The organism is Pseudomonas tritici, assembly GCF_014268275.3.
GTDB classification, from domain to species: Bacteria; Pseudomonadota; Gammaproteobacteria; order Pseudomonadales; family Pseudomonadaceae; genus Aquipseudomonas; species Aquipseudomonas tritici.
In genome coordinates, this window is the sequence record NZ_CP077084.1 from 2746631 (window position 1) to 2766447 (window position 19817).

24 protein-coding genes are annotated in these 19817 nt (G+C 59.6%); 14 read left to right on the top strand and 10 right to left on the bottom strand.

Annotated elements, in window-relative coordinates:
• Window positions 1-103: 103 nt before the first annotated feature.
• Window positions 104-1036, bottom strand: a complete 933-nt coding sequence (locus HU722_RS12320) for a LysR family transcriptional regulator (protein ID WP_065876173.1) — start codon at window positions 1034-1036, stop codon at window positions 104-106.
• Between the two features lie 116 nt (window positions 1037-1152).
• On the opposite strand from HU722_RS12320, the gene HU722_RS12325 reads away from it, so the two are divergent.
• From HU722_RS12325 to HU722_RS12335, 3 genes are all read left to right on the top strand, one after another.
• Window positions 1153-1641 (top strand): DMT family transporter, encoded by a 489-nt coding sequence (locus tag HU722_RS12325; protein WP_065876172.1) that lies wholly within the window; start codon window positions 1153-1155, stop codon window positions 1639-1641.
• Between the two features lie 4 nt (window positions 1642-1645).
• A complete protein-coding gene (locus HU722_RS12330; protein ID WP_065876171.1) occupies window positions 1646-2098 on the top strand; it encodes a DMT family transporter in 453 nt (150 codons plus the stop codon).
• A gap of 89 nt (window positions 2099-2187) precedes the next feature.
• Entirely contained in the window at window positions 2188-2358 is a 171-nt protein-coding gene (locus HU722_RS12335) for a metallothionein (RefSeq protein WP_082224326.1), read from the top strand.
• 120 nt (window positions 2359-2478) lie between these two features.
• Here the strand turns inward: HU722_RS12335 and HU722_RS12340 are convergent, their stop codons facing one another.
• Together HU722_RS12340 and HU722_RS12345 are read right to left on the bottom strand one after the other, a co-directional pair.
• Window positions 2479-2751 (bottom strand): hypothetical protein, encoded by a 273-nt coding sequence (locus HU722_RS12340; protein ID WP_186755153.1) that lies wholly within the window; start codon window positions 2749-2751, stop codon window positions 2479-2481.
• Window positions 2752-2767: 16 nt separating this feature from the next.
• The gene (locus HU722_RS12345; protein WP_049708769.1) at window positions 2768-3010 is read right to left on the bottom strand and encodes a DUF6555 family protein; all 243 of its coding nucleotides are present in this window, start codon (window positions 3008-3010) and stop codon (window positions 2768-2770) included.
• A 116-nt stretch (window positions 3011-3126) separates the two neighbouring features.
• Here HU722_RS12345 and HU722_RS12350 point away from each other — a divergent pair, with 116 nt between their 5' ends.
• From HU722_RS12350 to HU722_RS12360, 3 genes are all read left to right on the top strand, one after another.
• Entirely contained in the window at window positions 3127-3891 is a 765-nt protein-coding gene (locus HU722_RS12350; protein WP_186755163.1) for an AraC family transcriptional regulator, read from the top strand.
• A gap of 89 nt (window positions 3892-3980) precedes the next feature.
• Window positions 3981-4154, top strand: coding sequence for a DUF1427 family protein (locus HU722_RS12355; protein WP_082224325.1), 174 nt, complete (start codon window positions 3981-3983; stop codon window positions 4152-4154).
• 31 nt (window positions 4155-4185) lie between these two features.
• The gene (locus HU722_RS12360; RefSeq protein WP_065881369.1) at window positions 4186-5145 is read left to right on the top strand and encodes a quinone oxidoreductase family protein; all 960 of its coding nucleotides are present in this window, start codon (window positions 4186-4188) and stop codon (window positions 5143-5145) included.
• A gap of 16 nt (window positions 5146-5161) precedes the next feature.
• Here the strand turns inward: HU722_RS12360 and HU722_RS12365 are convergent, their stop codons facing one another.
• From HU722_RS12365 to HU722_RS12375, 3 genes are all read right to left on the bottom strand, one after another.
• Window positions 5162-6190 carry a purine-nucleoside phosphorylase gene (locus HU722_RS12365; RefSeq protein ID WP_065876167.1) on the bottom strand — a complete coding sequence of 343 codons (1029 nt, stop codon included), beginning with the start codon at window positions 6188-6190 and terminating at the stop codon, window positions 5162-5164.
• Window positions 6191-6204: 14 nt separating this feature from the next.
• Window positions 6205-7167 carry a nucleoside-specific channel-forming protein Tsx gene (locus HU722_RS12370; RefSeq protein ID WP_065876166.1) on the bottom strand — a complete coding sequence of 321 codons (963 nt, stop codon included), beginning with the start codon at window positions 7165-7167 and terminating at the stop codon, window positions 6205-6207.
• A 155-nt stretch (window positions 7168-7322) separates the two neighbouring features.
• Window positions 7323-8261, bottom strand: a complete 939-nt coding sequence (locus tag HU722_RS12375; RefSeq protein WP_065876165.1) for an AraC family transcriptional regulator — start codon at window positions 8259-8261, stop codon at window positions 7323-7325.
• Window positions 8262-8471: 210 nt separating this feature from the next.
• Here HU722_RS12375 and HU722_RS12380 point away from each other — a divergent pair, with 210 nt between their 5' ends.
• Both HU722_RS12380 and HU722_RS12385 read left to right on the top strand, forming a co-directional pair.
• The gene (locus tag HU722_RS12380) at window positions 8472-9782 is read left to right on the top strand and encodes an ABC transporter substrate-binding protein (protein ID WP_065876164.1); all 1311 of its coding nucleotides are present in this window, start codon (window positions 8472-8474) and stop codon (window positions 9780-9782) included.
• Window positions 9783-9800: 18 nt separating this feature from the next.
• On the top strand, window positions 9801-10574 hold the full coding sequence (locus tag HU722_RS12385; protein ID WP_186755155.1) for an L-iditol 2-dehydrogenase: 774 nt from the start codon (window positions 9801-9803) through the stop codon (window positions 10572-10574).
• A gap of 145 nt (window positions 10575-10719) precedes the next feature.
• Here HU722_RS12385 and HU722_RS12390 read toward each other — a convergent pair whose 3' ends face one another.
• The gene (locus HU722_RS12390; protein ID WP_186755157.1) at window positions 10720-11412 is read right to left on the bottom strand and encodes an NUDIX hydrolase; all 693 of its coding nucleotides are present in this window, start codon (window positions 11410-11412) and stop codon (window positions 10720-10722) included.
• Window positions 11413-11558: 146 nt separating this feature from the next.
• Here HU722_RS12390 and HU722_RS12395 point away from each other — a divergent pair, with 146 nt between their 5' ends.
• The 5 genes from HU722_RS12395 (at window position 11559) to HU722_RS12415 (ending at window position 17221) form a co-directional block, all read left to right on the top strand.
• Entirely contained in the window at window positions 11559-12206 is a 648-nt protein-coding gene (locus tag HU722_RS12395; protein WP_065876161.1) for a nicotinamidase, read from the top strand.
• Window positions 12207-12217: 11 nt separating this feature from the next.
• The gene (gene pncB / locus HU722_RS12400; RefSeq protein WP_065881362.1) at window positions 12218-13435 is read left to right on the top strand and encodes a nicotinate phosphoribosyltransferase; all 1218 of its coding nucleotides are present in this window, start codon (window positions 12218-12220) and stop codon (window positions 13433-13435) included.
• Between the two features lies 1 nt (window position 13436).
• Complete coding sequence (nadE, locus tag HU722_RS12405; protein ID WP_065876159.1) at window positions 13437-14246, top strand: NAD(+) synthase; 810 nt, start codon at window positions 13437-13439, stop codon at window positions 14244-14246.
• Window positions 14247-14456: 210 nt separating this feature from the next.
• Window positions 14457-15587: a hypothetical protein gene (locus HU722_RS12410; protein ID WP_175403071.1), complete on the top strand. Its 1131-nt coding sequence runs from the start codon at window positions 14457-14459 to the stop codon at window positions 15585-15587.
• 278 nt (window positions 15588-15865) lie between these two features.
• Window positions 15866-17221, top strand: a complete 1356-nt coding sequence (locus tag HU722_RS12415; protein ID WP_065876158.1) for an MATE family efflux transporter — start codon at window positions 15866-15868, stop codon at window positions 17219-17221.
• Here HU722_RS12415 and HU722_RS12420 read toward each other — a convergent pair.
• Complete coding sequence (locus HU722_RS12420; protein WP_065876157.1) at window positions 17205-17792, bottom strand: TetR/AcrR family transcriptional regulator; 588 nt, start codon at window positions 17790-17792, stop codon at window positions 17205-17207. The two genes, HU722_RS12415 and HU722_RS12420, sit on opposite strands and share 17 nt — an antisense overlap.
• A gap of 141 nt (window positions 17793-17933) precedes the next feature.
• On the opposite strand from HU722_RS12420, the gene HU722_RS12425 reads away from it, so the two are divergent.
• A complete protein-coding gene (locus tag HU722_RS12425) occupies window positions 17934-19106 on the top strand; it encodes an MFS transporter (RefSeq protein WP_065910637.1) in 1173 nt (390 codons plus the stop codon).
• Here the strand turns inward: HU722_RS12425 and HU722_RS12430 are convergent, their stop codons facing one another.
• Together HU722_RS12430 and HU722_RS12435 are read right to left on the bottom strand one after the other, a co-directional pair.
• Complete coding sequence (locus tag HU722_RS12430; RefSeq protein WP_065876155.1) at window positions 19107-19472, bottom strand: type II toxin-antitoxin system HicB family antitoxin; 366 nt, start codon at window positions 19470-19472, stop codon at window positions 19107-19109.
• On the bottom strand, window positions 19469-19720 hold the full coding sequence (locus tag HU722_RS12435) for a type II toxin-antitoxin system HicA family toxin (protein WP_038846635.1): 252 nt from the start codon (window positions 19718-19720) through the stop codon (window positions 19469-19471). Before HU722_RS12435 ends, HU722_RS12430 begins: the two co-directional genes overlap by 4 nt.
• Between the last annotated feature and the right edge of the window lie 97 nt (window positions 19721-19817).

The window sequence follows — 19817 nt, forward strand, 5'->3', positions numbered from 1 at the left end:
AGCGCGTCTAGCAGAGAAATGCTGGCCCGAAAAATCAGAACGGACCTACTTTTTCCAGTAAGAAAACTTCCTGCGTAGGCACGCTCCTCACGCGCTGTATCGCTCACCGATCCCAATATGGCACGACCCCAAAACACTCCACGAAGTAATCAATCACTGTGCGCACCTTCAGTGACATGCGCCGGCTCCCTGGCCACAGTGCCGCGATCTGCTGCGGTTCCAAGGTGGTAGCCACTTCGTATTCCGTGAGCACCGTCTGCAAGGTGCCGGCACGCAGGCCTTCGCCGATCAACCAGGAAGGAAACACCACCAGCCCGAGGCCTTGCTCGGCAGCGTGGCTCAGGGTGTCGGCGTGGTTGCCGGTGATCGGGCCCTTGACGCTATAAGGCGTCCAGTCGCCTTGGCCTCTGCGGAAGAACCAGCGTTGTTGTCCGGTGATGCCCTTGTAGGCCAGGCACTGGTGGTTGATCAGTTCGTCGGGATGTTGGGGAGTCCCGTGCCTGGCCAGGTAGGCCGGGCTTGCGGCGATGCGAAAGCGTTGGGGCGCGAAGATGCGCGCCTGCATGCTGGAGTCGTTGAGCACACCAATGCGGAACAGCAGGTCAGTGCCGTCTTGCAGCGGGTCGACGAACGTATCGGTTTGCTGGATATCCAGTTGCAGTTTCGGATAGCGCCGGCATAACTCGCCCAGCCACGGTGACAGGTGACGCTGGCCGAATACCATGGGTGCATTGATGCGCACCAGGCCGCTGGGTTCGCTTTCCTGCTCTTGCAGGGCTTGGCTTGCAGCTTCCAACTGCTCCAGCACCAGGCGTGCATGCCGCCCGAGCAGGCGCCCGGCTTCGGTAGGGCTGACCGCCCGGGTGTGGCGGTACAGCAACTGTTGCCCCAACGCCTGTTCCATCAGCTGTATTTGCCGGGAAATAGACGAAGGCGCCAGGCCCTCACGCCGCGCCACTTCGGAAAAGCTGCCGAGGTCCAGTACCGCGACGAAGAGACGCAGCGCCTTGAAACTCAGTTCATTCAAACCGTGCATCCTGCCTCCAGGCTGTGCGCTGTACGCAAAGGTGTTGTTGGCATACTCCCATTTATCGCACAGGACGGCCACTGGATAATGCGCGCCATGTTTCCCTTCTGAAGCGCAGGTGATGTATGCAGGCAAGTTCTATCGAGGGTGTGGCGCAGGCCACGCCGAAAAAAAACGTTCTACGGTTGCTGTTGTTGCCCCTGGTGATCCTGGCGGGCATGGGCCTGTCGGTAGAGGCAGGTTTGCTCGGTCCACTGGGTGTGCAGGTGGGGCATTTGTGGGCAACGTTGAGCATCTTTGGCGTGGGTTCGGCGATTCTGTTTTTGCTGCTGCTGTTCAGTGGCCCGCAAAAGGGGCCGGCGCTGACCGACTTGCCACGCTGGCAGTTGATTGGAGGCTTCCTGGGGCCTATGTACGTCGTCGTACTCACCCTGGCTACGCCGCACATTGGTATCGCCATGACCATGATCGCGATTCTGTCCGGGCAAGTGGGCAAGAGTGTGCTGATCGACCATTTCGGCTGGTTCGGCACCGCGCGCAAACGCGTCAATGGCGAGCGCTGGATAGCGTTGGCGTTGATTGTGGCGGCACTTGTTCTGATTGCGCGAGGATAAGACGATGAACCTGATTGTGTTATTGGTGCTGGTGATTGCCGCCGGAGCGGTGTTGAGTGTGCAGGCTGCCATCAACGGGCGTCTGGGCCAGGCGGTCGGTGTATTGCGCAGTAGCTTGCTGACCTTCGCGGTGGGTGCCCTGACGACCGCGCTGTTGATTTTCTTCTTCGAACCGGCCCAGGCCGTGAGCTTGCTGGACGTGCCGAAATGGCAACTGACCGGCGCGTTGTTCGGCGTGGTGTACATGATGGTGATGGTCGGCGCGGTGCCCATCGTCGGAACGGCCGTCGCGACGGTGGCGGTGATCGTTGGGCAATTGGGCATGGGTATGCTCATCGATAACTTCGGCTGGCTGGGCAACCCGGCCATCGAGTTATCGGGCAGCCGGATTGTCGCGATGGCGTGTCTGGCTCTGGCCCTGGTGTTCATGTACCGCAGCAATACCCGCACCGACTGATGGTTTGAACCATCGCTGGCGGCTGGCAGTCACTGCTTTAGGTGCTGGCAGTCGCCAGACCGCGACGACCATGAAAAAGGAGTCTGACCATGCCAGATAAGACCTGTGCCTGCCCGCACTGCAAGTGCGTATTGGGCGTTGACGCGGTAATGAAAGACGGTAAGGGCTATTGCTGCCAGGGATGTGCCGAGCACCATGCGCATGGTGAACCGTGTGCGGCTGCTACGGGCTGTGAGTGCGCCAAATCAACCCATGGCTGAACTCGGTCGAAACTGTGGGAGCGGGCTTGCTCGCGAAGGCGGTGTGTCAGCCAACAAATTTGCTGACTGACACAGCCTTCGCGAGCAAGCCCGCTCCCACATTGGTCTGCTTTGTTGCGGCTACTGGGTTTCCAGTTCAAGCCTGAGGCTATGGTCGGACAGGCGCTGCCTGCCTTTGACTACACCGCTCGTGCGTCGCCCCTCCAACGCAAAAACCACCGTCTGCGCCGAGTGCAAGTCATCCGGCAACGGCTGGAATATCTTCAGCACTATCCGGCCGGGTTGGCGCTGTAGGCTCACTTGGCACTCGACATGCTTGGCCATCGGCCCGAATAGCGTGTCCTGGGTGTAGTCAATGCGTGCTTTGCCACGAACCGGTACAGGTAAAACCATGGTTATCGCTCCTTGATCAAGCCTGGGCGCGCGCGTCCGAGCGGCGCCATTGCACATTAGTGATGCCGTACTTCTCGGCCTGCTCCTGGCTGGTCTTCTTGACGTGCTCGCGCGCGAAACGGCCGATACGCCCAATGCCCGCGTCACAACTCGCCCAGTGCCAGGCCTCCAGGGTATCGAGCTTTTCCAGGCGGATGATGAAGGACTTGGGTTCACCGTGCAGGATGTAGTCGATCACAAACAATTTTGCATTATTCATTGGCCCATTAACCCTCCGTGTATAACCAAGTGATCTCTACTGGCCGCAAAAATTCATTCGGATTGTCGAGCGGTGGTCATTACCATGGTGGCTCACCCTTGATAGATGTGCCCCCCATGGCCCTGGCCGCGCCGCCCGACCTCAGTGATCACGCCGTTCCCGTGCAGCCCCTGGCGCGCACCTATCCGCGTGGGTTGTATGTTGAACCCCATAGCCACGATTGGGGCCAATTGCTTTACGCCATGAGCGGCGTGATGTGGGTCGAGACGCCGCGCGAAGCCTTGGTCGTGCCGCCGCAGCGTGCGGTATGGCTGCCACCGGGGGTGGAGCATGGGATTCGCGTGGTCTCGGATTTGCAGATGCGCAATATCTACCTGCGACCGGCGCTAGCGGCCACGCTGGACAGTCAGGTGCAGGTGATCGAGGTCGGTGGGTTGCTGCGTGAGTTGATCGTCACGCTGGTGGAGGAGGGCGATAGCGGCGATGCGGCGTATTACGACGCCGTGGTCAACCTGGCCTTGCTGGAGCTGCAACGGGCGCGACGCTCGCAGATCCGCATCGCCATGCCGGTGGAGGCAGACCGTCGGCTGATCAACGGCTGCCAGGCGGTTATGGCCGCGCCCTCCCTGGAGATTTCTTTCGAGCAGCATGCGCAAACGGCCGGAGCCAGCGTGCGCACCTTGTCACGCCTATTCCAGAACCACTTGGGTATGGGCTTCGCCGAATGGCGGCGTCAGGTGCAGTTGGCTACGGCGGTGGCGGAATTGATCCAGGGTCAGCCAGTCAGTGCTATCGCACGCTCCCTCGGCTATTCGCCCAGCAGTTTCAGCGATATGTTCCGGCGTGAACTTGGCGTGGCACCCTCGCAGTACGTCGGTTGAAGATTTGGCCGAAAGCCTGAAGCACTTGGCCGATGCTTCAGGAATGTGCTCTCTACACTGAGCACATCCACTCATAAGGCACCGTCCCCATGAACTACCTGATTTCTCTCGCCATCGGCCTGTTTGTCGGCGTGATCTATGGCGCCCTGGATTTCCGCTCGCCTGCGCCGCCGGCCATTGCCCTGGTCGGCCTGATGGGCATGCTGCTCGGCGAAAAACTCTGGCCCATGGGCCGACAGCTGGTGGGCGCTTGGTTGTCTTGATCTGTTTTTTTCACTTCGATGGATATCGGCTATGAAAGCACTGCAATTTTCCGCCACCGGCGACCTCGCCGCCCTCAGCTTCGTCGACGTCGCCACCCCGGTGCCGGCTGCCAATGAAGTGTTGGTACAGATTAAGGCCGCCGGCCTCAACCCCAGTGACGTCAAAAATGTGCTTGGTCGCTTCCCCTACACCACGCTGCCGCGCATTCCCGGCCGTGATTTCGCCGGTGTTGTGGTGCAAGGCCCGCAGGAACTGCTCGGCCAGGAAGTCTGGGGCACTGGTCGCGACCTCGGTTTTTTTGCTGACGGTTCCCACGCTCAATACCTCACCGTGTCGGCCAAGGGCGTGGCGCAAAAGCCTGGCCATTTGAGCTTCGCCCAGGCTGCCAGCCTTGGCGTGCCGTATACCACCGCCTGGGACGCCCTGGAGCGCAGTGGTGTGACCAAGGGCACACGCTTGCTGGTCATCGGCGCCAATGGCGCCGTGGGCAGCGCGACCCTGGCCCTGGCGAAAGTTCGTGGCGCCCAGGTGCTGGCCGCTGTGCGTCGGCCGGAGCAAGTCCACGTGTTGCAGATGCAGGGCGTTGAGGCGATTGCCTTGGGTCAACCGGAGGCATTGGGTGCGCAGGTCAATGCGGTGTTCAAGGGCGGCGCCGATGTGATCTTCGACACCACCGGTTTCTGGCTACCGCCAGCCGTGGCAGGCCTGGCGCCGTTCGGTCGCATCGCGATCATCGCGGCACCGGTGGATGGCCATGTACAACTGCCGGCCCTGGCCCTGTACCGCAAGGGCGGCTCGGTGGTGGGGATCAATTCGTTGCTCTACAACTGCGAGCAGTGCGCGGTGATGCTGAGGCAGTTCGGGCGCTTTTTTGATGAAGGCTTGCTGCCGCTGCCCACCGGCCTGCGTGAAGTGGCGCTGGCTGATGGGTTGCAGTGCTACGAGGACGTGAACCAAGGCAGTGCGGACAAAATCATCTTCCTGCCCTGACACGGTTTGATCTTTACTAGGCTTCGGGAACACCTTTTTCCCAGGCTGACCAGTTCTTGAGGATTGCCTGTACCAGCGGGTTGCCCGTGCGATACAGGTTCTCCAGCGCTGGCACGAACCCACCCTGATCCGCGTATTTCAGCAGGTTGTCCACTTCGCTGTAGCCAGGATAGGGGCGGTCGAAGTCTGAACCTGCACGCACCACCGCCAAGCGCTGGATATCCACCAACCCCTCACGGCTTGCACGCAACAGCGCTTCATAGGTGGAGTTGTCTTCCTGCTGGGTAGTGCAGTACTCACCTTTGTTGTCCGTCAGCAACTTGGTCCAGACTTCCGCACGTTCGCTCAGGCGCGTGCCGGAAAACCACGTATTACCCGCCAAGGTGTCGCAGCGGGTGACCTGTGGTGGCTGGTTGGCCGGGGCGGCAGGGTAGTGTTTGCGCCAGGCGCTGGACGCTTTGCTTTCAGTCAGTTCAACCGTGTGCGACAAGGCAAACGCCTTGGCCTGCAACTTGGGGTTCAGCTCGAACACTTCGGTCTTGTAGTCCAGCGGTGGTTTCTCGTTGGGCCCCTTGGTGTTGATGCCAATGTAGCCGGTCGGCCAATCCTTGGGTGCGTCCCGCGAATCCAGCTCCCACTGAGTGCCGAACTCCACCAGGTAGTGTGCCCAGGCGGTGGTGCCGATGGTGCCATGCTTGGGGCTGATGCCGGCGATCCCGGCGATCAGGAAATAGCTCTGGCGCAAGTCGAACTTGGGAGACAAGGCCAGGGCCAGCGTGGACGCGGCGGCATTGGTCTGACCCATGCCGGTCACCAGCAGGCACACATCCTGGGTGTTGCAGCGGATCACCGGGTATTCGGCGGACAGCCCCGGTACGCGCACTTCCTGCTTGAGTTCCAGGCGATCGATCCAGGTTTGTGCCTCGGGGGCGAACATGGTGATCAGCATCACTTTGGGTTTGATCGGCGTCGGCGTGTCAGCCATTGCCACGTGAGGCAGTATGGCCAGGCCCGCGGCGATTGAAAATCGAGTCAGCGTATTCATCTAATGCTCCTTTATCAGAATTGGTAGCCGACGCCGGCGTAATAGCCCCAGCCATCGGAACGGGCGCGGAAGTTGCCCTCGCCGAAATTCAACTCACTGCCGTCTTCCCAGTTGCCGCCGTTATGAAAGTAACGGCCAACCAGGGTGAAACGCAGGTGGGTGAACGAGTACAGCAGCACGTTGGTGGCCACCAGGGAATTGGCGGTGCGCGCCGGATTGTCCTTGTGCAGGTCTGAGCCGAAATCGTAGTTGGTGAAGCCGATATAGGTCAGTGAGGCGCCGTTGTCGAACTTGCTGATGGGCACGATGTACTTCATTTGCGCGCGGTAACCGTCCCACGAGTATTCATTGCTGGCGCCGTAGTTCTCCCACTGGTAACGCCCGTAGAAGTTGGCCGACAGGTTCACCCGCGAGTGGGTGTCGATGTCAGTGCCCAGGCCGCTGTACAGCGTGTTCGCGCGGTTTTCCTTACGGCTGCCGTGGTCGTAGATCCAGTCAAACGCCACATACCATTCCTTGAACGGCCCGATGGCCAGGCTGCGGCCTGCCAGGTAGTCGATGGAAATACGCGGCTCGTGCTCCATGAATACCGGCGAGCCGTGGTCCCACACGCCCTTGTCATTGCTGTTACCGATGGTGAGGATCTTCGGCACATCGATGTATCCGTACAGCTCGAATGGCCCTTTGCGGCCGAAATACTCGTATTCCAGGTAGACATCATCCTGTGGCTTGGGGCCGAAGCTGATGTCTTTGCTGCCGATCAATGTCAGGTCCTGGTTGAACCAGTCCGACAGGTACGGGCTATTTTTTGCCGGGCTGGCTTCAGGGCTCTTGGTTTTTGGGCTTAGGGTTTCGCCCTGTGCTGAGTCATCCACTGGTTTTTCCTGCGCCAAAATGGGCACGCTGAGTACTCCCGTAACGGCGGCCAGTAGCAAGGAAACACCAAAGGGAGCAGGACGCCTTGAGGTGGGTTGCATTGAAAATCCCTATTCGTACGCGGTTTGAACCCGATTCCTCGGGTGAGGAAGAACTTGGCTGGCAAGTTCGTTCCGCAAACGTTTGCACAGGCTGTACCAACTTTGCTCAATCAATTGATCAGCCTGAAAAAAACCGGGATTAGTCAACCTTTTGGTCAGAATTGACGGGGTGTCATTTTTTCGATTCGGTTAAACAAATGCATCGCGGTTTCCCTTCGATAGTCACTCGGCGTCTGGTCCATCTCGATACGAAAGTGCCGGTTGAAGTTCGACAGGTTGGCGTAGCCCACTTCAAAGCAGATGTCCGCCACCGACATATCGCTTTGCAGCAACAACCGGCAGGCGCGCTGCACGCGGAATTTACGCATCAAGTCGATAAAACCATGGCCGGTGTTGCGCTTGAAGAAGCGCGAGAAGCCCGGTTCGCTCATTTCCAGCTGCTGCGCGATCACCGAAAGGCGCACATCGCCGGTGAGCTCGCGCATCAAATAGTCGAATGCCTTGTTGATGCGTTCGGCGCTGCGGGCGTCCAGGGTCGGCGCGTAGCAGGGGCTTGCCAGGGCCTTGACCTGCGGTGTCGGGGCGTTTTTCAGGCAGTCCAGCAGTTGCAGGAATAGGATCAACCGTTGCAGGCCATGGGCGCGCCCGATGTCTTCCATTAAACGCGCGGCCTGCAGCGCCGTCTCGCCCGTGAATTCGAGGCCGCGTCGGGCGTGCTCGAACAACGGCTGCAAGTCGCCGAGTTCAGGCAGGGTCTTGCGCAGGGCGAGGAGGGCGGCGCCGTCGAATTGCAAAACCACATCGCGACCGGCCAGGTACTCACCCGGGGCCAGTTCGCCGATCCAGTCGTGGGGCAGGTCGGGGCCGATCAAGGCGACGTGCCCGGCACTGAACGCACCGATGTAGTCGCCGGCGACCAGTTTGCCGCTGCCTTGGCGGATCAGGTGGATTTCAAATTCGGGGTGGTGGTTCCAGCGCGCCAAATCATAGGGGTAGTCGTGTTCGAACCAACGGAAGCAGTGGTCCGGTTCGGGCAGGATCACTTCCAGCTCGGCGGGGCGGTGCTCGAACAGCTTGGCGCGGCTGGCAGGCATGGGAGGCTTCTTGTGATTCTTGGATCGATCCAAAATACGCGCCTCGGTCGTGGGAGCGCTACCCCCGGTTTCGCTTGGCACTGATACTTTTTTAACGTCGAGCCCAAGGTTAAAAAAGTACCAGTCAAGCATTCGTCACGCGTTTGTGGAGGGCTTGGACGAGCTGCTGTAATTGGCCCTCAACAACAAAAACAACAGGTAGAAACCGCTATGTTCAAGCTCCCGCAAGCGTTGTTCCTGCTGTCAGGCCTGGCGCTGGCCATCCCCAGCTATGCCGTCGACACCGTCACCATCGCTACGGTCAACAACAGCGACATGATCCGCATGCAGCGCCTGTCCAAGGTGTTCGAAGCACAGCATCCGGATATCAAGCTCAACTGGGTCGTGCTGGAGGAAAATGTGCTGCGCCAGCGCCTCACCACCGATATCGCCACCCAGGGCGGGCAGTTCGACGTGCTCACCATCGGCACCTACGAAACTCCATTGTGGGGCGCCAAGCACTGGCTGGAACCGCTGACCCAACTGCCGGCCGACTACGACGCCGATGATATCTTCCCCTCGGTGCGCCAGGGCCTGTCGGTCAACAACACCCTCTACGCCTTGCCGTTCTACGGCGAAAGCACGGTGACCTACTACCGCACCGACCTGTTCCAGCAAGCCGGCCTGAGCATGCCCACGCACCCGACCTGGACCCAGCTCGGCGAGTTCGCCGCCAAGCTCACCGCCAAGGACAAAGGCCAGTACGGCATGTGCCTGCGTGGCAAGGCTGGCTGGGGCGAGAACATCGCCTTGCTGAGCACCATGGCCAACGCCTTTGGCGCACGCTGGTTCGACGAGCAATGGAAGCCCGAGCTGACCAGCCCCGAGTGGACAGCGGCCGCCAACTTCTACGTCAACACCCTCAAGCAATACGGCCCGCCGGGCGTCTCCAGCAACGGCTTCAACGAGACCCTGGCGCTGTTCAACAGTGGCAAATGTGCGATCTGGGTCGATGCCAGCGTGGCCGGTTCCTTCACCACCGATAAAACTCAAAGCAAGGTCGCCGACAGCGTAGGTTTCGCTGCCGCACCTACCGAAGTCACGGATAAAGGTTCCTCGTGGCTCTACGCCTGGTCCCTGGCCATCCCGGCTACCTCAACGCACAAGGACGCCGCAAAGGCCTTTATCACGTGGGCCACCTCCAGGGACTACATCCAACTGGTCGCTGACAAAGAAGGCATCACCAACGTACCGCCAGGCACCCGCCAGTCCACCTACAGCGAGGCGTATTTGAAAGCCGCACCGTTTGCCCAAGTAACTTTGGAAATGATGAAACACGCTGACCCCGCGCATCCGTCGGCAAAACCGGTGCCTTATGTGGGCATCCAGTATGTGACCATTCCCGAGTTCCAGGCCATCGGCACATCGGTCGGCAAGTTGTTCTCGGCGGCGCTGACCGGCGGTATGTCGGTTGACCAGGCCTTGCACCAAGCGCAGTCCACTACCGAGCGCGAGATGAAACGCGCCGGCTATCCGAAGTAATTTCTACAGGACATTTTCATGAAACGTCTCGAAGGTAAAAGCGCGCTGATCACCGGATCGGCGCGCGGAATCGGCCGTGCGTTTGCCCAGGCCTACATCGCTGAAGGTGCTAAGGTCGCCATCGCCGACATCAACCTGCAACAAGCCCGGGTCACGGCTGCCGAGTTGGGCCCACAGGCTTACGCGGTAGAGATGGATGTCACCGACCAAGCCTCCATCGATGATGCAATTGCCGCCGTGGTGGCCGAGGCCGGCAAGCTGGATATTCTGGTCAACAACGCCGCGCTGTTCGATTTGGCACCCATCGTCGACATCACCCGCGAGAGCTTCGAACGGCTGTTCTCGATCAACGTCGCCGGCACACTCTTCACTCTGCAGGCCGCCGCGCGGCAGATGATCAGCCAGGGCCACGGCGGCAAGATCATCAACATGGCCAGCCAGGCCGGGCGCCGGGGCGAGCCGCTGGTGGCGATCTACTGCGCGACCAAGGCCGCGGTGATCAGCCTTACGCAATCGGCAGGGTTGAACCTGATCAAGCAAGGGATCAACGTCAACGCCATTGCACCGGGTGTGGTGGAGGGTGAGCATTGGGACGGGGTGGATGCGCTCTTCGCCAAGCATGAAGGGCTGGCGCCAGGCGAGAAAAAGAAGCGGGTAGGGGATGAGGTGCCGTTTGGGCGGATGGGCACGGCGGAGGATTTGACGGGAATGGCGGTTTTCCTGGCTTCCAAAGACGCTGACTATGTTGTGGCGCAAACGTACAACGTGGATGGCGGCAACTGGATGAACTAAAGCCTGTTCAGACAAAAGGAGATCCAATGTGGGAGCTGGCTTGCCTGCGATAGCGATGGGTCAGGCAATAAGGTTATAGCTGACAGACCGTCATCGCAGGCAAGCCAGCTCCCACCTTGGAATCTCATTGTTCTCGAAAGAGGTGCTACTCGGCAAAACTGCGATCAAAGAAGTAAACCTCCCCAGGCTTCAGATTCTTCAGCGTCGCCTGGGGCCGGCCGCCTTCACCATTCTTCTTGCGGCCCGTCTCGCATAAATACCCTGCCTCAGTCAGCTTCAACAAACGCTGGCGAATACTGGTCTTCAACACCGGCCGCGCGAGCACCAGGGAAAAGATCGTGGTCGCTTCGGGCGCGCTGAATTCATCGCCCAAGAACATCAACGGCAAGCTGCTGTACAGCGACTTGGAGAACAAGCGTTCCTGCACGGCGGCCACGATGCTGTTGTGATCGAACGGCAACTTGATGCTGCCATCGGCCACCGCGCCCAACGAAAACCAGCCCTGGTGCTCACCCAGCGTCACTTCATCCGCGACAATCGCCAGGTAGTACGTGGACGACGACCAGCACCGCGGATCACGAAACGCATCCCCCACCGTGCCCACTTGCTCGCTCCAGGCCAGGTCCAGGCCGACCTTGTCGCTTGCACGCAAACGCTCCACCGCATCCTGGAGGCTCAGATCTTGCACGCCGCCATTCACCACCACGCCGGGTAATGCCCAATGCCCAGCGAACGGTTCGGCTTCGCGCTTGTTCAGCAACAGCTTCAATTGGCCGGAGGTGCGGCAGTAAAACAGCACACACAGGTCGACGGTATGGAGGTAGGCGCTCAGTGTCATGTGACGTCCTTCTAAACAGCGGTGGGGCACAGTCTAACGAATCGAACAGATATGTCATGTACTGGCGTCAAGATAGATAACTAAATGTTTCTTGCAATGAAAGTACATGACGTGTACTTTTGTTTCCAGGCCAAAGGAGAGCTGCCATGACCCTCGCGAAAACTGCCATTGCTTCATTCGACGTCGACGCCCAGAAGAGCTTCACGCCGCTGTGCCCCGATGAGTTACCGGTGGCCGGCGGTGACCAGATCGGTGCCGAGCTCAACTTCATGGCGAGCCTCGCCGGCCACCGTGTCGGCAGCAAGGACGCCCACACCCCGCACGCGCCCTGGGTGGTCACCCAGCACAGCGAGATGCTGCGGCCCACCGGCCTGGCCCATGCCGATGTGACGTGGGTGAGCCACTGCGTTCCCGGCACCGAAGGCTTTACCTTGCTCGACGAGCTGCCCACCCCGTATGACTACGATTACTTCATCTGGAAAGGCGTCGAACCCGACCTGCACCCCTACGGCGCCTGCTACCACGACCTGCACGACAAGCTGTCCACCGGCGTGATCGAGTACCTGAACGCCAGAGGCGTCAGGCGTGTGATCGTCGGCGGCCTGGCCTTGGACTACTGCGTCAAGACCACCGCGTTGCAACTGCTCAAGGCCGGCCTGGAAGTGGTCCTGCACCTGCCGGCGTGCCGGGGTATTACCGAGGAGGGCGGCGTACAGGCCGTCAATGCGTTGCTCAAAGCCGGTGCCGTCATCAGCAGCACCCGCGAAGAACTGGCCGCGATGGCCGCGCGTTAAGGAGACACACCATGGAAAGTGCATACGACTACGAATCCCCGGTGATCCAGGGTTTGCTCGACACCGACTACTACACCTTCACCATGATGCAGGCGGTGTTGCACCAGCACCCCAATGTCGATGTGGAATACAACTTCATCGTCCGGTCCAAGGAAAAGCTCGGCCACTTGATCCCGCAACTGCGCGACGAGCTGGAGAAGCTCGCCGGCCTGCAGATGCGTGAGGGCGAGCTGCGCTTCTTGTTCAACCCGCGTTTTCGTGAGTACCTCACGCCGGATTACGAGCGCTTTCTCGGCCTGTTCCGCTTCAACCTGCGTTATATCCACGTCAGTGAGGTCGACGGCCAACTCAACATCCGCGTGGTCGGCCCGATGCTGCATTGCATCATGTTCGAGCAACCGGTACTGGCGCTGGTCAGCGAGCTGCGCAACCGCGATAAATACCCCGACGTGACCCTGGAAGACATCACCCGCAAGCTCTACCAGAAGTTCGACTGGCTGGAGAAAAACCTCAGCCGCGACGAGCTGGCCGACTTGCGCGTCTCCGATTTTTCCACCCGCCGGCGCCTGTCGTTCAAGGCCCAGCGCGAAGTGGTCGACATCATGCGCCGCGACTTCCCCGGCCAGTTCGTCGGCACCAGCAACGCGCACCTGGCCTACGAATTCGACCTGCCGCTGATCGGCACCATGGCCCACCAGTGGATGATGGTGCACCAGCAACTGGGCCGGCTGCGCGAAAGCCAGAACGCCGGCCTGGAAAACTGGGTGCGTGAATACCGCGGCCGCTTGGGTATTGCCTTGACCGACACCATCAGCACCGACTTTTTCCTCAAGGATTTTGACCTGTACTTCGCCAAACTGTATGACGGGCTGCGCCAGGACTCCGGCGACCCCATCGTCTGGGCCGACAAAGTCCTGGCCCGCTACAAGCAACTGGGCATCGACCCGATGACCAAGGACCTGATGTTTTCCGATGGCCTGAACTTCGAAAAATGCTTGCCGATATTGCGCCACGTGCGCGGCAAGGCCAAGTTCGGTTTCGGCATGGGCACCAGCCTGGCCTGCGATGTGGAAGGCGTCGAACCGCTGAGCATCGTGATGAAACTGGTGCGGGTGCACGGTGAGCCGGTGGTGAAGTTCTCGGATGACCCGATCAAGAATGTCTGCGAAGACCCCTCGTTTTTGCAGTACGCGGCAAAGGTGTTCAATGTCGGCAGCGTGGAGGTGTGACATGCAAAATCGTATCGCGCAGGAACTGAATATCAATCGGCAACTGGTCAAGGGCGGTGAAGCCAAGGAAATTCAACGGCGCATCGACTTCATCAAGACCACCTTGCGCAGCTCCGGCTGCAAGGCCCTGGTGCTGGGCATCAGTGGCGGCGTCGATTCCCTCACCGCCGGCCGCCTGTGCCAACTGGCAGTCGAGCAGTTGCGGGCCGAGGGCTACGCCTCACGCTTTGTCGCCATGCGCCTGCCCTATAAAACTCAGGCAGACGAAAGCGACGCCCAGGCCTCCCTGGATTTCATCACCCCGGACCACACCGAAACGCTGAACATCGCCGCCAGTGTCGACGGCCTGATGGCCAGCCTGACCGCTACCGAAGCCAACGCCAGCCAAGTTGACTTCATCAAAGGCAACGTCAAGGCGCGCACACGGATGATTGCCCAGTACGCTGTAGCCAATCTGCACAACGGCCTGGTGGTCGGCACCGACCACGGCGCCGAAGCACTGATGGGTTTTTTCACCAAATTCGGCGACGGTGCTTGTGATCTGGCACCGCTGTCGGGCCTGACCAAAACCCAAGTGCGCTTACTGGCCAGCGCCCTCGGCGCGCCGGACAACCTGGTGCATAAACATCCCACCGCCGATCTCGAAGAGCTGGCGCCGGGCAAACTGGATGAACACGCCTACGGCTGCACGTATGCAGAGATCGATGCCTACCTGATGGGCGAACCGGTGAGTGAGCACGTGAGGTCGATTGTCGAGGGGGCGTACAGCAAGACAGCACACAAACGCTCGCTGCCTATCACCCCCGCGTGATCGTTCCCCAAACAACTAAGATCCACCGTGGGCGCTGGCGTGCCTGGGATAGCGGTGGGTCAGCGAACAGTCATGCTTCCTACCGGTGAAAATCGCTCCCCAGCCGTCCGCGGGAACTGTTTTTCCGCTCATGACCACAGATGGAATGTTGATCCAGCGCCCAGTCGGTTGGGGTTGGCAGTTATCGATTCCAGTATCTGAGGTCTTGCTATGTCCTATGTAAATCTTCGTCAGGAAACACCTTATTGCGGTGATTTCAGCCCTCGCTGCGAGCAACCCAAGGCTACCTCTGATAATGCTGGTTGGCGTGCACCCAACTCAGTGGTTGCGCGGGACTTCGCTAGAAACTTCGATTACTTCCAGAGTGCTGACAGCGGGTTTGTGACGCAGAAATCCCTTCAGAACGCGGCTAACCGCCCACTGACCGGAAATCCGTTTCATGATCAGATGACGTTTTTGGCAAGGGAGATTCTCCAACGGCCTGAATTGAACGCCATGCTTGACGGAATCAACCATGGCGGTTCATCAGATGGGTTAATCAGCAAGGGCGACGTGGACCGGACCGTTGCTCACATCGATCAGCAAGAAGCACCTCCCATGCGGGAATTTCCAGGGCGGTACAGCGGCGCCATGCAGCGCCAGCGCCTCGAAAACCAATATGCACCTCAGGCTGATTGGCAACAGCCAATCATGTCTGCACCGCACTACGCTAATGAAAACCAATGGGATGGCTCAATGTCAGCGTCGGGGCAGCGTCCTTATGCGAACGACAGCAAGCAAGATCTTCTCAACAAGATACTGGCGCGTTTCAGTTCATTTGAAGATCCAAACTCCCCGGGTTTGATCACCGACAAATCACTCACTGCGGTTGCCAGCGGTTATCACTTGGATGGTCGGCCCGCCACGAGAGCCGAGATGGCGTTGGCCAATGAGCTGCTTGAGCGCGGTGAGGTGTTCAAGGAACTTGATCAAAGCGGCACGGGCGTTCTTGATGGGGCGTTCTCCAGGGATAACCTGGCCTACTCGTCGGACAAGTACCGGAATATGGATAACCACGACCTGATTCAGGGCATAAAGGATAACTTCAGGCAGTTCACCGCTGGCACAAACGACGACTACATTAACGTCAATGAGTTGAAGGAGGCTGCTGGAGTTATTCCGTCGAATCGAATGTTCAGCCCAGAAGCACAGCAACTTGCGGCTGAGCTGCTCAAGCGTCCCGGACTGTTGCGCGAGCTGGATATTGGGACTAACAGCCAGGGCGGGGTGGGCTACGAGGACAATCGTTTCGATATGGCTAACATCGACTACATACTCAATAACGGGCACGCGCCGGCCTGAGCCAGAGTGAACAACTGCCCCACGGCGGCCACAAAAAAGCACGGGGTTTGAGACGACGGTATTTTTGTAGTGAGCGGGCGTGCCCTAATGCCAGTCAGTCAAGGGCGAAGATGTACCTGTGGCGGGGGAGTTTTGCCGCTCTTCCGACTTCTAAACTGACTGCATTAGGGCACGCCCGGCCACTACAAAGGTCATGTTCAGAATCCCGTCCCTTAACTGATGGGATCCACTTACGGTATAACCTTCGGACGCTTTAGTTATCCGAGGCCCCGTTTTTCATGCAAAGCCCCTTGCAACGTCCGCTCTGGCAGATCTACCTGATCTTTCTGGCACCGATGGTGCTGTCCAACTTCCTGCAAAGCTTTTCCGGCACCCTCAATGGTATCTACGTCGGTCAAATGCTCGGCACCCAGGCGCTGGCAGCGGTGTCGGGGATGTTTCCCATCGTGTTTTTCTTTATCGCCCTGGTGATTGGCCTGGGGGCGGGTGCCTCGGTGTTGATCGGCCAGGCCTGGGGCGCCCAGGAAACAGGGATGGTCAAGGCGATTACCGGCGCCACCCTGACCCTGGGGGCGCTGGTAGGTATGATCGCCGCAGTGCTGGGCAGCCTGTTTGCGCGCTCGGCCTTGCAGGCGTTGGGCACGCCGATTGATGTGCTCGACGATGCGGTCGGTTATGCCCAGAAAATGATGCTGATCATGCCGTTGCTGCTGGTGTTCATTCTCTACACCCAATTGCTGCGTGGCGTCAGCGATACGATCTCGCCGCTGCTGGCACTGATGGTCTCGACCCTGGTCGGCCTGCTGCTGACCCCGGCGCTGATTCGCGGCTGGATCGGCTTGCCGCCCATGGGTATCCAGAGCGCGGTATATGCCGGACTGGTAGGCAACGCCCTGGCAATGCTGTTTTTGATCTTGCGGCTGCGCCATAAAAACCATGTGATGGCGCCGGATCGCGAACTGCTCGCGGCCTTACGCCTGGACCGCGTGATTTTAGGAAAGGTCCTGCGCATAGGCCTGCCTACCGGCTTACAGATGGTGGTGCTGTCGCTGTCAGAATTGGTCATTCTCGCCCTGGTTAACGGTCATGGCTCCCAGGCCACCGCGGCGTATGGCGCGGTGACGCAAATCGTCAACTATGTGCAGTTTCCGGCACTGTCGATTGCCATCACCGCATCAATCCTCGGTGCGCAGGCCATTGGCGCCGGGCGCCTGGAACGCATTGGGCCGATCCTGCGCACGGGCTTGTTGATCAACACCTGCCTCACCGGCGGCCTGATTGTGCTGGGTTATGTGCTGTCCCACTGGTTACTCGGCCTGTTCATCACCGACGACGCGGCACGGATCAACGCCGAACACCTGCTGCACATCATGTTGTGGAGCATCCTAGTATTCGGCTTCCAAGCTGTGATCGGCGGGATCATGCGCGCCAGTGGCGTGGTGCTGATGCCGGTCGCGATCTCGATCTTCTGCGTGCTCTGCGTCGAGTTGCCGATTGCTTACCTGTTCAATGCCCACTTCGGCCTGGAAGGGGTGTGGATGGCGTTTCCGGTGACTTACCTGGCAATGCTGGCATTGCAGGCCGCGTATTACCGGTTGGTCTGGCGGCATAAGCAGATCAAGCGGCTGGTGTGAGGTACAGGCCTCGCAGCAACAGCTCCAGGCCCTGCAAGCCCTGCTCCAGTCGCTCGCCGGGGTGTTCATCGCGGGCGATCCATAGGGCGGTGTTGACCAGGCTGCCATTGATCAATTGCGCCAGCGCGACGCTCGGGGCCTGGTGGATGAGACCGGCCTGCATCAGGGCCTCCAGCAGTTGGCGCAATGATTCAACACACTGTTGCTGAGAGCCGGTATCACCCAATACGGCCGGCGCATCCTGCAACACAATGCGCTGTATTTCATTCTCCTGAGCCATGCGCAAGTAGGCGCGGCAGCGTTCGCAAAAACCACTCCAGGGGTCTGCGGCCTCATCCGAAATGCGCTGCAAGCTGGCGTCCATCTCGCTGTCGAGTTGGGCAACTACCGCAGCCAAGAGCCCTTTTTTGTCACCAAAGTGGTGGTACAACGCACCGCGGGTCAGGCCAGCACGGGCGGTGAAATCATCCATCGAAGTGTTGGCATAACCTTGCAAGGCGAAGGCCTGGCGCGCGCTGGCGATCAGCCGGGCGCGGGTGTCTTCGATCATTTCAGCACGGGCTCGGCTCATGGTAGGACTCACAATGGGCAAGTGAAAGATTGACATACGCTGCGTATGTTACGCATGATTTGACACATACGCACCGTATGTATTTTGCCTTGAGCCTTGCAGATAGCAAGTTCCAGGGCAATCAGGAAGAGGTCAAGCAGGATGGCAAACCCTTACGCCGAGTTGTTCCAGGTCCCTGGCGCCCGAGCTTTTGTGCTGGCGGGTATGCTGGCGCGCATGCCGATATCGATGACAGGCATTGGCTTGATCACCATGCTCTCGCAGGTGCATGGCGGGTATGGTCTGGCGGGCTCGGTGGCGGCGGTATTTGCCTTGGCCACGGCATTTTGCGCGCCGCAGGTGTCCAGGCTGGTGGACCGCCATAGCCAAGGGCGAGTACTGCCGATTGCCGCGCTGATCGGCGGCGGGGCGCTGCTGTTGTTGCTGCTGTGCACCCGCTTGCAGGCGCCGAACTGGATGCTGTTCCTGTTTGCCGCCTTGGCCGGGTGCATGCCAAACATGTCGGCCATGGTGCGGGCGCGGTGGACCGAGTTGTACCGCGGCCAGCCCAAGCTGCAAACCGCCTTTGCCCTGGAGTCGGTGCTGGATGAGGTGTGCTTCATCGTCGGCCCGCCGATTTCGGTGGGCCTGAGCGTGGTGCTGTTCCCGGAAGCGGGTCCGTTGGTGGCGGCGCTGTTGTTGGCGGTGGGCGTCACGACCTTTGTGTTGCAACGCGAGACAGAACCCCCTGTGCATGAGCATCAGGACCATCACGGCCGTTGGCTGATCGCTTCCCCCTCCGTGTTGATCCTGATGATCCTGCTGCTGGCCATGGGCGTGATCGTTGGCGTGGTGGATGTGGTCAGCGTCGCCTTTGCCCAGCATCAGGGCCAGCCGGCGGCGGCGAGCATTGTGCTGTCGGTATACGCCATTGGCTCGTGCCTGGCAGGGCTGGCGTTTGGCACCCTTAAACTCAAGGCCCCGTTGCCCCGGCAGTTCCTGTTCTGTGGCGTGGCTACGGCGTTGACCACCTTGCCATTGCTGCTGGTGACCAACATTCCTGGGCTTGCGGTGGCGATCTTTATTTCCGGGCTGTTCTTCGCTCCGACCCTGATCGTGGCCATGGCCCTGGTAGAGCAGATCGTGCCCGTCAGTCGCCTGACCGAAGGCATGACCTGGCTGATCACCGGCCTCAGCATTGGCGTGGCCATCGGCGCCGCCAGTTCCGGTTGGATGATCGACCACTTTGGCGCCACCAGCGGGTTCTGGGTCGCATTGGTGGCGGGGGCGGTGGTGCTGGGTTCCGCGGTGTTGGGGTCTCGGCGATTGGGGTAATCAGCCAAGCGCCGGGCAAGTATCTGCACTGTGATGCTGTAAAAATTCATTCAGTGCCTGGCGTGTCAGGTCATTGAGCGTCACTTTCTTGCGAGTCGCCGCCAGGGCCGCCGCCAAGTGCAGGTCATGGCCGACCCGGACATTAAAGGAGCCTTTGCAAGGCTTCTCCGGTGTATGCCCAAGGGTCTGGCAGGTGGTGAGATAGTCGTCCACTGCCTCACGAAATGCGGCGTCCAACTCGGCGACGGTTTTGCCTTCGTAGCTCACCAACGCCTTGATGAACAGAATCTTGCCGAACAGGCAGTTGTCTTCGAGGCTGGCTTCAATAGAGCCGATGTAGCCTTTGTGTTTCAGTTGGTTGTTCACTGAATCAGTTCTCCTGATTTCAATTGCTCGATGATCTGGCGCCGAATGTAGTGTTTCAGTTCGTTACCAGGGTGAGGCTTGTGCAAGGTGATCATTGCACTGGGGTCACCGATGTCGAATTTGACGCGGCTTCCAGCCCCTTCAATCTGTGTGTAGCCGAGCCGACGCAGCAGCGTGACGAGTTCGGGCCAGGTAAATGCCATGTGCTCGTTGAGCAGTTTGGCGAGCAGCTTTTCATTTTTGGACACGGCGTTCCCTGCGTGTAACTAAATGTAGTTGCAAAAAGTGGGGTCCGTCAATGCTAGCTCGGGTTCGTGTGGTCTTCCTGAGATTGATGTAACCCCT